This is a genomic window from Ochrobactrum sp. A-1, from assembly GCF_022488005.1.
Lineage (GTDB): Bacteria > Pseudomonadota > Alphaproteobacteria > Rhizobiales > Rhizobiaceae > Brucella.
The window spans coordinates 26,694-40,605 of record NZ_JAKVQC010000004.1 but is presented as its reverse complement, the minus strand read 5'-3'; the positions used below and the strand labels follow the sequence as shown (position 1 = coordinate 40,605).

Sequence of the window (13,912 nt, the reverse complement as noted above, 5' to 3'; positions counted from 1 at the left end):
GAGGGCACAAAAAACCCCGCCGAAGCGGGGTTCTTTCAAGTCTATTTCTTTGCTTCTTTCGGCTTTCGCTTGAAGAGGCTCTTGAGATTGTCGAAGAGCTCGATCTTCACGCCCTGGCGCTTCATGATGATGCCCTGCTGGGTGATGGAGAGCAGGTTGTTCCATGCCCAGTAGATCACGAGACCAGCCGGGAACGAAGCCAGCATGAAGGTGAAGATCACTGGCATCCAGGTGAAGATGGCAGCCTGCGTCGGATCCGGAGGCGTCGGGTTCATGCGCATCTGCAGGAACATGGTGATGCCCATCAGGAGTGGCCAGACGCCGATCATCAAGAAGTGCGGCACGCCGAAAGGCAGGAGGCCGAACAGGTTGAAGAGCGAGGTCGGATCGGGCGCTGCAAGGTCCTGAATCCAGCCGAAGAACGGCGCATGGCGCATTTCGATGGTGACGTAGAGCACCTTGTATAGCGCGAAGAACACCGGAATCTGCACCAGCACCGGCCAGCAACCCGCAAGAGGATTGATCTTTTCCTGCTTGTAGAGCTGCATCATTTCCTGCTGCTGCTTCATCTTGTCATCCGCATATTTCTCGCGGATTTCAGTCAGCTTCGGCTGCACCAGCTTCATGCGTGCCATCGACTTGTACGACTTGTTGGCAAGCGGGAAGAACAGGCCCTTGAGGAGAACGGTGACGACCAGAATGGCGACGCCGAAATTGCCCGAGAACTTGTAGATCCAGTCGATGAGATAGAACATCGGCTTGGTGATGAAGTAGAACCAGCCCCAGTCGATCAGGAGTTCGAACTGCTTGATGCCAAGCTGCTGTTCGTAAGCCTGGATCTGTGTGACCACCTTCGCGCCGGCGAAGACGTGGTTCTTCAGCGTCTGCGCCTGACCGGGCGCGATTGTCATCGGCGCGCCGAGGAAGTCGGTCTGATAGCGCGGGCGATCATTGGTGAAGTGCGAGAAGCGACCGGTGAACTTTTCGTCCTGCGGCGGTACGAGCGTTGCGGCCCAATATTTGTCGGTGATGCCGAGCCAGCCGCCCATCACGTCCTTGAACGAGATGTCCTTATCGTCTTCGACCTTGGAATACTTGATTTCCTGCAGGCCGTCCTGACCCATGACGCCGATCAGGCCTTCATGAAGCACATAGGTCGCGCTTGCATGTTCCGGCTGGTTGAAGCGGGTCACGCGGCCATAGGAGGCCAGCGAGATCGGCGCGCCGGCATTGTTGGTGATGGTGTCTTCAACGGCGAACATATAGGCGTCGTCAACCGAGATGACGCGCTTGAACGTGATGTTCTTCTCGTTGGTATAGGTCAGCGTAACCGGCGTGGCCTGGGTCAACCTGTTGTTGCCCTCCACGGTCCAGACCGTGTTCGGTCCCGGAACCGGGCCGGTCGTGTCGTTGCCTGTAAAGCCGAGTTCTACGAAATAGCCCTGCTTCAGCGCGGAAGGCGCGAGCAGTTCGATATTCGGAGAATTGTCGTCGACGGTCTCGTGATAGTTCTTGAGGAAGAGATCATCGAGGCGCGCGCCGGTCAGGTTGATCGAACCGCGCAGCGAAGGCGTGTCGATTTCGACGCGCTGCGTCTGGGCAATGGCTGCTTCGCGGGTCAGCGCGCCGCCTGCGGCTGCAACATCGCCGTGGCCGGGAATGTTCCCGGAGGTGGCGGGCATCTGCGGCGTATCGCCACTTTGAGCCTGCTGTTGCGTCGCCTGTTGTTTCTGCTGCTGCTGCTCCTCAATGCGTGCCTGCTCCCGCTGGGCTTCCGTTTTCGGACCCAGATAAAATACTTGCCACAGCGTTAGCACGAGGATGGACAGGGCAATGGTGATGAAGAAATTACGATTATTTTCCATTGACGGGTCCTGATTCCGGTCTTTCCGTTCGGCGTTTCCCATCGCCCCGCCGTTCACCCTTCGCCTTGATGCGGCGGGAGAGTTCTTCGGTCAGTCGCGAAAAGGGCGCAGTGAGGGCTTGCTCGCGCGCTACGATCACATAGTCGGTCGAAGGCGCCATGTCACGCCCTGCGTGACAACGAACCGCTTCTCGCAGCCTGCGGCGGATGCGGTTTCTTATCACGGCGTTGCCGTTTTTCTTCGTTACGGTGAAACCTGCACGGGGTTTTTCGCCGATTTTGGCGGTTTTCGATTCTTCTTCGGTCCGCTCGCGGACTTCGAGAAGAAACAGTGGACCGCGTCGCTTTTCACCATTCCTCAAAGCCAAAAACTCCGCTCTCTTGCGAAGGCGGAGTATTTGTTTCGGCTTGTTCATGTCTTTATTCACCGCGCTTGGCCCTAGACCCAAATTGCGCGGGAACAAATTAAGCGGAAAGCCGCTTACGGCCGCGCGAGCGGCGAGCGGCGAGAACCTTGCGGCCGCCGGTGGTTGCCATGCGTGCACGGAAACCGTGGCGACGCTTGCGGACGATCTTGGATGGCTGGTAAGTGCGCTTCATTTATTTAATACCGCGGTGTGCGGCCCTTCTTAATTCTGTTTTTCCGTTGAACATGATCTTGTCCGAAACCGTTATTCACTTTTCGGGATCATGTTCTATTGAACAGGAGCTGGTTCTTGTCCTTGCGACGGACAGCACAAAACCATCCGTAAACCGCGCGGGCGAACGTGACGCGGCTTATAGGGGGAGGGGGACAAAGAGTCAATGGTGACGGGCGCTATATCACAGTTGCGCTTCAATCGCTGCCTTGTCGATGACTGACCAGACTTTCCTTATCAGCGTATTCTCGAATTCATAGAAAACATTCTCTGCAAACCGGACCCGTTTGCCATTGACCGGAAGACCGAACAATAGTGCCTTCGGCGTGCAATCGAACTGGAGCCGACTGGCAATATAGGGTGGTTCGCTGACAAGCAGCTCAAGGTTGAAATGCAGGTCCGGGATGGCTTCGAAATCCTGTTCCAGCATTGTGCGGTAGCCGCGAAGTCCCAAAGGTCGGTCGTTATGCGTTGCCGCCTCGTGCACATAAAGCCCGAGATCGTCCCAGTCCTGCCGGTTCAGACATGCAATATAGTCGCGATATATCTCGGCGAGCGGTTCCGACATTGCTGTTCTCCTCTTTGGAGCGGTTCCAGTTGAAGTTGAGTCGTTGAGACCGCTCCAAGTATTTGTTTCCTCGCATTATCCTCACGCAAAACCGCTTCGCACTTTTGCTGGAAATGCTCTTTTTGCTGAAATTGAGCAAATCGGGCTGGCATCGGCATTGCCAAAGCAAACTAGGGCTTTAATAAGGATGCGCAACATTTTCACATGCGGGACCATTTCCGCAGAAGAGCATTATTGAGAGGAGTTCACCATGAGCATCCGTCGCATCGGAGTCGGCCCGCGCATGAGCCAGGCCGTAATTCACGGCAACACCGTCTATCTTGCCGGTCAGGTGGGAAATCCGGGCGCTAGCGTCACCGAACAGACCAAGGCCGTTCTGGCCGAGGTGGACCGCCTTCTCAAGGAAGTGGGTTCCGACAAGACCAAGATCCTTCAGGCCATCATCTGGCTTGCCGATATGAAGGACTTTGGCGAAATGAACGCTGTCTGGGATGCATGGGTCGATCCGGCTCACACGCCTGCCCGCGCCACCGGCGAAGCAGCGCTGGCAACGCCTGACTACAAGGTTGAAGTCATCATCACCGCTGCTGTTTGAGCTGTTTTTGATTGACCTGAAAATCCGCCGGAGCAGTCGCTTCGGCGGATTTGTTGTTCGCGGATACGTTGCGAAAAGCCGTCGCGTCCGCCTGAAAGCGCCCTTGCGTCAATAGACGCGCGTTTGCGTACTTCTTCCAGCGTGCCGCCATTTTCGATCCAGCCATGATCGTGCAGATAGCCGGGCAGGTAGCCCGACAGAAGAATGCGGTAATCGAACGGGAAGGTCGGGTCCAGCACCCGTGCCATGTGGAAGATGATCGTGGTGCAGTTCGCCGTCAGCGTATTATAGAATTTCGGTTGTTCAGCCAGTTCATTGCCAAGCTCGACATAGGACAGGAAGAGTTCGCGCGCCCCCACCGGCGGCAGCTTCACGCGATAGCGATAGACGTTTTCCTTACGGACATTGGTGCGCAGATAAATGATGTCCTGTTCTTCGGCGGCAATCATCGCCAGCTCGTATTTGCGGAAGAAACCCGCGATTGGCGAATAGACCTCATGGTGTTCGCGGCGAATTTCGCCGGAAAAGACCACATGACGACCATCCTCGAAACCGAATGACAGGAGAGTATGGGCAATTGCCGGGCTCGACCAGTAGGAAAGAAAGACGTCTACCGACGTGATCTTGCTGAGATCGTAGGTTTCCTCTTTCCAGTTGGGCGTAAAATCTTCCGTTGTCCGCCAGATGAAATCACGGACATTGGAAAGGGTGACGATGTCGCCATTGATCTGTCCCGTTACCGTGCGGGCAACGTCGGGTGCCCAGATACGGTTGAGGGAGGGGCGGACCGTGGACCATGCGCCCAGCATCACCAGTGCCAGAAGGCAGAAGACCAGTCGCCTGCGCCAGCAGCTGTAATGCCTTTCGCCTGCAATTACCCCCAGCGCGATCAGAAGCCAGACGGCGATGATCGATCCGCGCATGGCATCGCCGAAGGGTAACTGGAACCACATGGCGAAGCTGGCCCATATCGCAAAGATAAGGGTGAATAAAATGAAGACGAATTTGCCTGCGATGCGGACGGGAGCCGATTTCAGGAGAGATGACATATGCATTCCGTATTCGTCGGTTGCCGCGGCCAGAAATTATTCTGTGTGCGGAAATCGCGGCGATACTGACATGATTTGCATCGTCATGTCATGGGGTATCCCTTAGAATAGGGAATTTAAATTTCTACACTAAAAACTGTAGAAAGTTGTTGGTGTGCCAGGGCTTATTTCTTTAGCGCCATTGCTTCACCGCGTGGGCGGGAAACGGGCTTGCGGTTGCGGGCGTGCGGACGCACCAGACGCCATAGAAGCAGCGCGCTGACAATCCCGGCATAGATGACCGGTTCGGCAGGCCAGCTCTTCACCGACATGATGAAATGGATGGCGCCGCCTGCGATGGCGACATAGACCAGTCTGTGCAGGCTGTTCCAGCGGCGGCCGAGCTTGCGGATCGACCAGTTGTTGGAGGTCAGCGCCAGCGGCACCAGCAGGACCAGACTGATCATGCCGATGGTGATGAAAGGCCGCCGCACGATATCGGTGACGATGGCGGAAATGTTCAGGCCCTGATCCAGCACCATATAGGTGGCGAAGTGCATCAGCGCATAATAGAAAGCGAGCAGGCCGAGCGCCCGGCGATAGCGCAGAAAAGCCATGCCGGTCAGGTCGCGGATCGGCGTTACCATCAGGGTCAGAATCAAAAAGCGCAGAGCCCAAAGGCCAAGCGTGTGTTCAAAAGTCTTGACCGGATCGGCGCCAAGATTACCGCTTGCACCCAGATAGAACGTCCAGACAGCCGGGACGAAACCGACCGCATAGAGCAGCCAGATTTTCCATTCGCCGGGACGAACTGTCTTCTTTTTACCTGTCTGGGTCGTTGCTGCCATGTCAGTAATTCGCCTTCAGGTCCATGCCCGCATAAAGTGATGCAACTTCCTCGCCATAACCGTTGAACGGCAATGTGGGGCGGCGGCCCGAACCCAAAAAGCCGCCTTCGCCGATACGCCGTTCGGTTGCCTGGCTCCAGCGCGGGTGATCGACCTCCGGATTTACATTGGCGTAGAAGCCGTATTCGTTGGCCGCCTGCTGTTGCCACGAGGTTGGCGGCTGCTTTTCGACAAAGCTGATCTTCGTGATCGCCTTGATCCCCTTGAAGCCGTATTTCCAGGGCACCACGAGCCGGATCGGCGCGCCGTTCGCATTGGGCAATGTCTCGCCGTAAAGGCCGACCGAAAGGATGGTCAGCGGATGATTGGCCTCATCGAGACGCAGGCCCTCGATATAGGGCCAGTCGAGAACCTGAAAGAGTCCGGTCTGGCCCGGCATTTCTTCCGGTCGCACGACGCCGGTAAAGGCGATGTATTTGGCGGAACCAAGCGGCTCCACCTGCGACAGAAGGCTTGCGAGCGGAAATCCGATCCACGGAATGACCATCGACCATGCCTCGACGCAGCGCATCCGATAGATGCGCTCTTCAAGCGGCATCCTGGCAATCAGGTCCTGAATGTCGAATTCCTTCGGCTGTTTCACGAGACCATCGACGGTGAGCTTCCACGGCAGCGGCTTGTAGTTGCCGGAATTGGCGGAAGGGTCGCTCTTGTCCGTGCCGAACTCGTAGAAATTATTATAGGTCGTGACAGCATCCTGAGGCGTCAGCTTTTCATCGACCTTATAGGCGGAAGCCTTTGCCTTGAGCGGTTCGGCAAAAGCCGACGATGCGACACCGGCAGCAGCCAGAGCACCGGCGCCGACCATGAAAGAGCGACGGTTCAGGTAGAGGCTTTTGGGCGTCACCGCATCGTAAGTGAGACGGGCGGATGAAAAACGTCCCGGTTTGAAGCTGCTCATGGTCATTCCCACTTCCAAAACAATTGACCCTCAAGTTGCTGATACGATCCCACGTAAAGGCGTCAAAAGCATGGATAATTTGGGACCGAGCCGTTGTTCACGCATTGTTGAAGCCGCGTGAGAGCGTAACAGAATTGTAACACGATGTAACTTTTCGTGCATTCTGCCATATTCTCGCTAAAACTCTGCTGTTAACGGCATTACATTAGCGCATCCCGAAAGAGCCTGGAGCAATTTCGGACAGATGTGTCGGATAAAATTGATATCGCCGGCAGGGGTGGGGACGCACCCGGGAAGAGCTGCCTTCAAACCTTCGTTAACGTCTCATTGGCTATGTTGAGATCATGGTAAAGAAGATGTTTATTGCCGCTTTGGCGGCAGCTGCACTCACGGTGACGGCTGGCTCGGCTTTGGCCGAAGGACAGCCCGTTTCGACGAACGGTCAGGGCAAGGCTCTGAACGCTATTGCCGCATCGATGAAAGAAGAGCAGGGCGCTCCCAAGCTCGGTGAAGGCGTTACAATGCGCGAGAAGAAGATGGATACGGAAACAACCCCGGAGCAGAATTTTTCGCGCAGCAAGCAGTTTATCCACCGCTTCTACAAGCCGGAAAATGCTTCGAATGAACTGGTAATCCTGCTGCACGGTTCGGGCGGCAATGAAACCAGCCTTGTGCCGTTGGCTTCCAAGATATGGCCGCGCGCCACGCTGCTCGGCATTCGCGGTCGCGTGATGCAGGACGGCGGCACGCGCTGGTACAAGCGCATCTCGCCGGTCAAGTTCGACCAGAAGGACGTGAAGCTCGAAGCCAATGCCTTCGTGACCTTCCTGACCCGTCTGGCCGATGACAAGGACCTCGACCTTACCCATGCAACTTTCGTGGGCTATTCGAACGGCGCCAATCTTCTGGCGGCGACCATGATGCTCCATCCTGATCTGGTGAAGCGCGCGGTTCTGATGCGTTCGATGCCGGTTCTGGACAATGCCCCCGTCGCCAATCTGAGCAAGGCGCGCGTTCTGACCATTACGGGTGAGGAAGACAAGCTTTACTCACCGTTTGCCCCAGCGCTTTCCGCACTTCTGCGCTCCGGTGGCGCCCGCGTGGATGCCCGCACAATCGATGCGGATCATATGCTGGGTGAAAAGGATATAGCCGCCATCAGCCAATGGGTGGCATCGCTCGGACCGGACGGTGCGCCTGCGGTTGCACGACGCGGCCAGTAATACTCTAGCGTCAACCTGAATGAAGCCCGGTCAGTCCCGCTGATCGGGCTTTGCTTCATGCATTCGGGCGATAGCGAAAGTGACCGGTAATGGGGAACTCAAACAGCCGGTCTTCAATCCGGGTTCCTGCACCAATATTGTGAACAACCAAAGGACGTGTGCCCTCGGCATTATAGCGCTGTGTAACGATGGCTATATGCGGCAGGTTTCCGGGAAGCATCTGGGCAACGAGGTCGCCCGGACGATAATCCTGTGCGGCTTTTGTAACCGGTAAAGCCGCATTGCTCCTGTTGAAAAACACGGCAAGGTTCGGCACGCGACGGTGGTCAATATTCGGGTCGGGGCGCTTCAGGCCCCAGTTTCTCGGATATTGCGTGAAAGCTTTCCGCATATCGTTATGGACCAAGGCCTGCAGGTCTGCGTTCAAGGCCTGTCGATAGGCGCGGATGATGACATCCGTACAGACGCCTCGATCGAGAGGAACGTCCCCGCCCGGATATTTCAACTGCGTATAGGCGGGGTCATAGCGAACGGTCGTTCCCACCTGGCTTTCCGCCGCTGCAATCAGCTTTTGCGCCCATGGTTCGACCTCAGCCGCAGGGGCGGTTGCGAAAGTCTTTTCAACGAGCAGGGACGTCGAAAAGACTGCCGATACTCCGCCGAGGACAATAGAACGACGTGAAAGCATACTGAAATTCTCTTCCTCCTGTATGAACAGGATAAAACCGCTGCAGATTGATTGCGATTGTTGGTCCGGTGCCGGTGTGATCTATTGGCTATTCTAGATTTAAATAAGGAAATCGTATGATTCGAAGAAGTTCTAAAGGTTCTTCTGTCCTGATGGCCGTCATCGGTGCAGCTCTCGTGGCAGGCGGATTTTATTATCAGGCAAGCGGCTCGTCTGTTTCCAGTGCCGATCAACAGCGCTGCGAACAAATCATCCAGAATATTTATGGTGACAATGCCGATGCAAAATCGTCGTTGCTGCCGAAATGCAACGAGCCGGGAATGGTCGCGATGATGGATGCGAAGGCCGGTGGCTCTGGCGCATCGGAAGCTGCCGCAGCCATTTCCTCTGCCAATCAGACCGACCTTGCGTCGAATGCTTTGGGTTATGGGGTGATGGGCGTCGGCGTGGCGCTGGTGATCTCTGGTCTTTTCGGCGTGGCTCGCGCCAAACGAAACGATCAGGTCTGAGAATCTGCAAGCAGTCCACTTGTGTGGATGAAACAGGGAATCAATCCATTGGACTGTTTCTCCCCGCGACTGCGGTTTCTGTTCAGGGTTTAGAGCGCGTTTCGATCTGATTGAATCAGATCGGCGCTCTAATCATTTGTTTTTACGCGCATCTTTTCCGAAAACCGTTTCACACTTTTCGGGATGCGTTCTAATCCGCTATCGAAACCACACCGCAATCCCCGGCCTCCGAGCCGAAAATGAGGCGGTGGCCCTGTTCATCCCAGCCCATGCTGGTGATTGCGCCCTTGCCGGGGCGGCGCAGCAGAACTTCCTTGCTGTCGGCGAAACGCGCGACCAGGATCATGCCGTCATTATAGCCGATGGCTGCAATGTCTTCGACCGGATGGCAGGCAACCGATGTCACCATGCTGTCGCCACGAAGGCCGAGTTCCAGAGGAGCTTTGCCCATCGGGCCGTCCTTGCCCGCAAAAGGCCAGACGATTGCTGCCGGGGCGCCTGAAGTGGCAAGCCACTTGGCCTTGGCGCTCCACGACCAATCCTTCACCTTCGCCGGATAGCCGGTCATGCGCATGTGCTTCGTATCTTCGAGCCGCCAGCCATGCAGGGCATTTTCCTGCATCGAGGTGATGAGAAAGCGGCCATCGGGCGAGAAGATCACGCCGATATGCGCGCCCTTCCATTCCAGTTCAACGGGTTTTGCCGCCGTTCCGGTCCAGATCAGGGTTGCGCCATTATAGCGGGCAATTGCCAGCCGCTGGCCCTTTGGTGCAAAGGCTATGCCTTCGACGCTGCGTTCCTGCGCAAATTCCTGCACCTTGCCGTCGGACGTGCGCACCCAGGCAGTGCGCCCAGACGCAAAGCCGACAGTTCCGCCGGGACCTGCTGCCACGGCGGTCATCCATTTGCGCGGTATCTTCGCAAGTTCGGTTACCGTCCCATCGGCGTCGGTACGGCACACGCGACCGTCTTCGCCGCCAGTGATGAGCGACTTTCCGTCAACGGAAACGGTCGCGCTCAACAGGCCGTCATGGACTGCCGAGGTCTTGGTTCCGTTGTTGAGCTGATGGATCGAGCCATCGGCCATTGCGAAGAAGGGAATGCCGCTGATAAAGCGCGCATAAAGACAATGACCTTCAAGGTCGAGCGGAGCTACTGTAGGCATCGGCTTCCGGTATTGTTCATTGATGAGAGCATTTCCAGCAGAAGCGGTTTTGCCGGAAATGCATAGAAATAGGCAGCAAAGCGGTTTCCCGGTTCGATTGGAACCGGAAGCACTTTATCGGGCCTGACTGTTTTCGAAACCGGCCTTCAGGGCAGCGGGGTCAAGCTCGCGTCCGATGAAGACGAGGCGGCTTTCACGCTTTTCGTCTTCCTTCCAGGCGCGCTGGTGGTCGCCCTCGATAATCATGTGCACGCCCTGCACCACATAGCGATCCGGATCGTCCTTGAAAGCGATGATGCCCTTGAGGCGCAGAATGTTCGGTCCCTGCGTCTGGGTGATGTTCTGAATCCACGGGAAGAATTTCGCCGGGTCGATTTCACCAGCCCTGAGCGACACCGACTTCACCGTCACATCATGGATCGGCGAGGCGTGATCATGGTGATGGTCATGATCGCAGTCGGGACCGCACACATGGTCATGGTCGTGATGGTGGTCATGATGATCGTGATCATGCGCATGATGATGATGTCCATGGTCGTGACCATGATGGTCATGATCGTGGTCGCAATCCGGTCCGCATACGTGATCGGGATGGTCATGGTCGAGGAAGTGCGGGTCGTTGTCCAGAACACGCTTCAGGTCGAATGCGCCGCGATCCAGTACGCGGTCGAGCGGGATGGAAGCGCGCTCGGTGCGATGGATGATGGCATGCGGGTTGATGGCGCGCACGGTCGCCTCGATGGCCGCCAGTTCCTGTGGCGTCACGAGGTCGGTCTTGTTGATGAGCACTACATCGGCAAAGGCGATCTGGTCTTCCGCCTCGCGGCTGTCCTTCAGGCGCAGCGGCAGGTGCTTGGCATCCACGAGGGCGACAACGGCATCAAGGCCGGTCTTGGCGCGCACGTCGTCATCCATGAAGAAGGTCTGCGCAACCGGAACCGGATCGGCAAGGCCGGTGGTTTCCACGACAATGGCGTCGAAACGACCCGGACGGCGCATCAGGCCTTCCACCACGCGGATCAGGTCGCCACGTACGGTGCAGCAGATGCAGCCATTGTTCATTTCGTAGATTTCTTCGTCCGACTCGACGATCAGGTCGTTGTCGATACCAATCTCGCCGAACTCGTTGACGATGACAGCATAACGCTTGCCGTGATTTTCGGTCAGGATACGGTTGAGAAGAGTGGTCTTACCCGAACCCAGATAACCGGTCAGAACGGTCACGGGAATGCGGCCAGCTTCAGTGGTCGTCTCGGTTGCAGACGGAGCTTCGGTTTGGGCTTCAGCCTGGCTCATGGTTATGCCTCTTGAAGTTGTGGCCTTTTGAAAACGTGGCCCGAGGTGACCAGTGCGCGGCCAGCGCAAAGCGGCACAGCACCGAAACCCCGGATAGGACAATTCATATAAGGGAAGGGCAGCGTGAATGCCATATGCAATGCTATAATATTACATTGTTGCCGTTCACGATGATGGCAGTGGCTTTCCTCGAAGTCGGTCATGGTGCAGATGTCAAATTCTGCATCTCCTAACATTACCGTTGCATTCTTCGTGATGCCGGGCTGCAAAGAGCAATTTATCTGCGTTCCGGTGCTCATGTACCCAAAAGTACATTGCGCTCCGGTACTCGAAAATCACTCTTTTCGCCACGGCCTGACGAATTTGCATCTGTAGTGCTAAAGAGGTTTCCGATAGAAGATTACCCTTTCCGTTTCATCAAAACCAAGCGCCGCGTGAAAATTCTGGCTGTCAAGGTTTTCAAGTGAAACATCGGAAGCAAATTCAGTGCAGCCTTTTTCTCGGCCCCAGTTTGCGATTGCTTCGCAAAGCAATCGCGCGACGCCATGCTGGCGATATTCGGGAGACACAAAAATACCTTCCAGGAAGAGGACAGGCGATGTCGAGCAACCATTGACATAGTCACGCCGTAACGCTGCTTCGGCGAAACCCCCAATCTGGCCGATTGAGCTCTCCGCGACGAACGTTACGGCATCAGGGTTGTCTTGATCGAGCGTGTCGCGAATATCCTGCAGGTGGTTCTCAAGGCTGGTGTCGGGCCAGAGCGCATGGCGCAACTGCGCCCATGCTTCGGCATGTTTTCTTTGCGCGATGATCGTGTGCATCATCCCGCCTGATTGGCAAGGCGTTGTGATTTGAACCGGGCGAGATTAAACCTGTCGACGTCGCGCAGCAGTTCGATAAAGCCTGTGACCGCGTTGGCGATCAGTTTTTCACCAGCTTCAGCCGTCGCGGCAGCAGCGTTGCCTGCAACCCCTTCCGGGTTGAGATCGTGCATCTTCCAGCCGAAGGCATGAGGGCCATAGGCGCGCAGGAACTTGAATTCCTCAGCGTAGCGTGACTGGGCGTTGGAGAAATTACGTGCCTTCGACATGTCCACCAGATCGGGGCGCAGCGCCAGCATCACCGATGTCTCGATGAAGCCGCCATGAATATCGAGCGCCTTTTCCTCCGGTGTAATCAGGCCTTCCGGCAGGCCGAAACGGGTCCAGCTCGTGGCAACCGCCAGCATGTCGAGCCGTGTGCGCAGTTCCGTTGCTACAATCGTCATCAGCGGCGAATTTCCGCCATGCGCGTTCAGCATGACCAGTTTGCGAATGCCGCCCGCATGAAGGTTCTCGCCAATGCCGATCCACTGGTTCACGGCCTCGGCGAAGGCGAGGCTCTGCGTTCCTTCCGTATCCATGTGCTCGATGGAATAGCCGACCGGCTGGGCGGGCAGAAAATTGACATTCAGCTCGGCAGGCAGCGCATCGCTGACGCGCGCGACAATGCCTTCGGCGATAATCGTATCCGTTTCAAATGGCAGGTGAGGCCCATGCTGTTCGTGAGCGCCAAGGGGCAGGACGACAATCATGTCGCTGTTCTGATCGCGCAGATCGGTCATGTTTTCCTCGCTTTATTCTTTTCTTTGAGCCTGAGACCCTAACGCTCGTTAGCCATGACAGCAACCGGGCCTTGTTGTTTCATAAGTCGGACAATATTTTACGATATATGGATGAATGGGACTATCGATCAGGCGACAGGAAATAGTTTATTTTGAACAGCGCATCTCGTCCGAAAACTGTTTCACACTTTTCGGGGATGCACTCTAAGTCAAAAGCAAGGGCGAGGTGGCGATGAGCAAGGACAATAAGGCAGTTGTACTTTACCGGCTGCAATCCGTGGCACGATTGTCGCGGACGGTGCTGGCCACGCGGCTTCTGGAACAGGGGCTCTATGCGGGGCAGGATGCGGTCATGTTGCAACTGGCTGCCGAAGACGGGCTGACACCGGGCGTTCTTGCGCAGCGGCTGGGTGTGCGTCCGCCCACCATCACCAAAACCATTGCGCGCCTGCAGAGCCAGGGTTTCGTGGCAAAACGCGCATCGGAAACCGATCAGCGCCAGTCGCATGTCTATCTCACGCAGACGGGTCTGGAGACCATCAAGGCAATCGAGAAATCCATTCGCAAGACCGAAAAGGACATGCTGAAGGGTCTCGACAAGAAAGATCGCAAGACCTTCCTCAAGATGTTGAGCCGGATGGAGAGCAATCTTGCGCTTCGCGGTGTCACGCGCCTTCCCGACGAGCCTGAAACGGAAGTGCCTGAAGAGGACGACGTGGAATAAGCCTGCCGTTTATCAAGCTCTAACTATTTGTTTTGATGCGCATCTTGGCGGGAAAGCGTGAAACACTTTTCAAAATGTGCGCTATCGAAAATGCTTCCAATTCAGGGTTTGCAATGGCATAACCGTTCGCAGGACGAACGGTCGCGTCTCACCTTGTCAGGTTGTGGCCGCGTCTCCGACTGCGGCACGGACCATTTTG

General features: G+C 56.2%; 15 protein-coding genes and 1 pseudogene. 4 read left to right on the top strand and 12 right to left on the bottom strand.

The annotated features are described in order from the left end of the window. Positions 1-41: 41 nt before the first annotated feature. The 4 genes from yidC to MKS82_RS09580 all read right to left on the bottom strand — a co-directional run bounded on the left by yidC (position 42) and on the right by MKS82_RS09580 (position 3,070). Positions 42-1,865: a membrane protein insertase YidC gene (yidC, locus tag MKS82_RS09595; RefSeq protein WP_109988695.1), complete on the bottom strand. Its 1,824-nt coding sequence runs from the start codon at positions 1,863-1,865 to the stop codon at positions 42-44. Next, positions 1,855-2,280 (bottom strand): ribonuclease P protein component, encoded by a 426-nt coding sequence (rnpA, locus tag MKS82_RS09590; RefSeq protein WP_061345608.1) that lies wholly within the window; start codon positions 2,278-2,280, stop codon positions 1,855-1,857. Before rnpA ends, yidC begins: the two co-directional genes overlap by 11 nt. A gap of 49 nt (positions 2,281-2,329) precedes the next feature. After that, the gene (rpmH, locus tag MKS82_RS09585; RefSeq protein ID WP_006467565.1) at positions 2,330-2,464 is read right to left on the bottom strand and encodes a 50S ribosomal protein L34; all 135 of its coding nucleotides are present in this window, start codon (positions 2,462-2,464) and stop codon (positions 2,330-2,332) included. Between the two features lie 222 nt (positions 2,465-2,686). Beyond that, positions 2,687-3,070 carry an ester cyclase gene (locus MKS82_RS09580; protein ID WP_109988696.1) on the bottom strand — a complete coding sequence of 128 codons (384 nt, stop codon included), beginning with the start codon at positions 3,068-3,070 and terminating at the stop codon, positions 2,687-2,689. A 250-nt stretch (positions 3,071-3,320) separates the two neighbouring features. Between MKS82_RS09580 and MKS82_RS09575 the strand changes: the two genes are divergently transcribed. Continuing rightward, complete coding sequence (locus tag MKS82_RS09575) at positions 3,321-3,665, top strand: RidA family protein (protein WP_071632572.1); 345 nt, start codon at positions 3,321-3,323, stop codon at positions 3,663-3,665. Positions 3,666-3,721: 56 nt separating this feature from the next. Here MKS82_RS09575 and MKS82_RS09570 read toward each other — a convergent pair. From MKS82_RS09570 to msrP, 3 genes and pseudogenes are all read right to left on the bottom strand, one after another. Beyond that, positions 3,722-4,714, bottom strand: a pseudogene (locus tag MKS82_RS09570) (Lnb N-terminal periplasmic domain-containing protein); the annotation flags it as partial. Positions 4,715-4,878: 164 nt separating this feature from the next. Beyond that, positions 4,879-5,541 carry a protein-methionine-sulfoxide reductase heme-binding subunit MsrQ gene (gene msrQ / locus MKS82_RS09565; protein ID WP_109988697.1) on the bottom strand — a complete coding sequence of 221 codons (663 nt, stop codon included), beginning with the start codon at positions 5,539-5,541 and terminating at the stop codon, positions 4,879-4,881. 1 nt (position 5,542) lies between these two features. Beyond that, positions 5,543-6,502: a protein-methionine-sulfoxide reductase catalytic subunit MsrP gene (msrP, locus tag MKS82_RS09560; protein ID WP_109988718.1), complete on the bottom strand. Its 960-nt coding sequence runs from the start codon at positions 6,500-6,502 to the stop codon at positions 5,543-5,545. A 344-nt stretch (positions 6,503-6,846) separates the two neighbouring features. On the opposite strand from msrP, the gene MKS82_RS09555 reads away from it, so the two are divergent. Then, positions 6,847-7,725 (top strand): alpha/beta hydrolase, encoded by an 879-nt coding sequence (locus MKS82_RS09555; protein WP_109988698.1) that lies wholly within the window; start codon positions 6,847-6,849, stop codon positions 7,723-7,725. A gap of 55 nt (positions 7,726-7,780) precedes the next feature. On the opposite strand, the gene MKS82_RS09550 is transcribed toward MKS82_RS09555, so the two are convergent. Then, positions 7,781-8,413: a DUF1287 domain-containing protein gene (locus MKS82_RS09550; protein WP_114216190.1), complete on the bottom strand. Its 633-nt coding sequence runs from the start codon at positions 8,411-8,413 to the stop codon at positions 7,781-7,783. Between the two features lie 116 nt (positions 8,414-8,529). On the opposite strand from MKS82_RS09550, the gene MKS82_RS09545 reads away from it, so the two are divergent. Beyond that, the gene (locus MKS82_RS09545) at positions 8,530-8,922 is read left to right on the top strand and encodes a hypothetical protein (protein WP_109988699.1); all 393 of its coding nucleotides are present in this window, start codon (positions 8,530-8,532) and stop codon (positions 8,920-8,922) included. Between the two features lie 190 nt (positions 8,923-9,112). On the opposite strand, the gene MKS82_RS09540 is transcribed toward MKS82_RS09545, so the two are convergent. The 4 genes from MKS82_RS09540 to MKS82_RS09525 form a co-directional block, all read right to left on the bottom strand. Further along, positions 9,113-10,087 (bottom strand): WD40 repeat domain-containing protein, encoded by a 975-nt coding sequence (locus tag MKS82_RS09540; RefSeq protein WP_109988700.1) that lies wholly within the window; start codon positions 10,085-10,087, stop codon positions 9,113-9,115. A gap of 114 nt (positions 10,088-10,201) precedes the next feature. Continuing rightward, positions 10,202-11,383, bottom strand: a complete 1,182-nt coding sequence (locus tag MKS82_RS09535; protein WP_109988701.1) for a CobW family GTP-binding protein — start codon at positions 11,381-11,383, stop codon at positions 10,202-10,204. A 377-nt stretch (positions 11,384-11,760) separates the two neighbouring features. Further along, the gene (gene aac(6') / locus MKS82_RS09530) at positions 11,761-12,207 is read right to left on the bottom strand and encodes an aminoglycoside 6'-N-acetyltransferase (protein WP_109988703.1); all 447 of its coding nucleotides are present in this window, start codon (positions 12,205-12,207) and stop codon (positions 11,761-11,763) included. Continuing rightward, entirely contained in the window at positions 12,207-12,989 is a 783-nt protein-coding gene (locus MKS82_RS09525) for a creatininase family protein (RefSeq protein WP_109988704.1), read from the bottom strand. The genes aac(6') and MKS82_RS09525 overlap by 1 nt, the downstream gene beginning before the upstream one ends. Positions 12,990-13,221: 232 nt before the next feature. On the opposite strand from MKS82_RS09525, the gene MKS82_RS09520 reads away from it, so the two are divergent. After that, positions 13,222-13,713, top strand: coding sequence for a MarR family winged helix-turn-helix transcriptional regulator (locus MKS82_RS09520; protein ID WP_109988705.1), 492 nt, complete (start codon positions 13,222-13,224; stop codon positions 13,711-13,713). Positions 13,714-13,912: the final 199 nt, after the last annotated feature.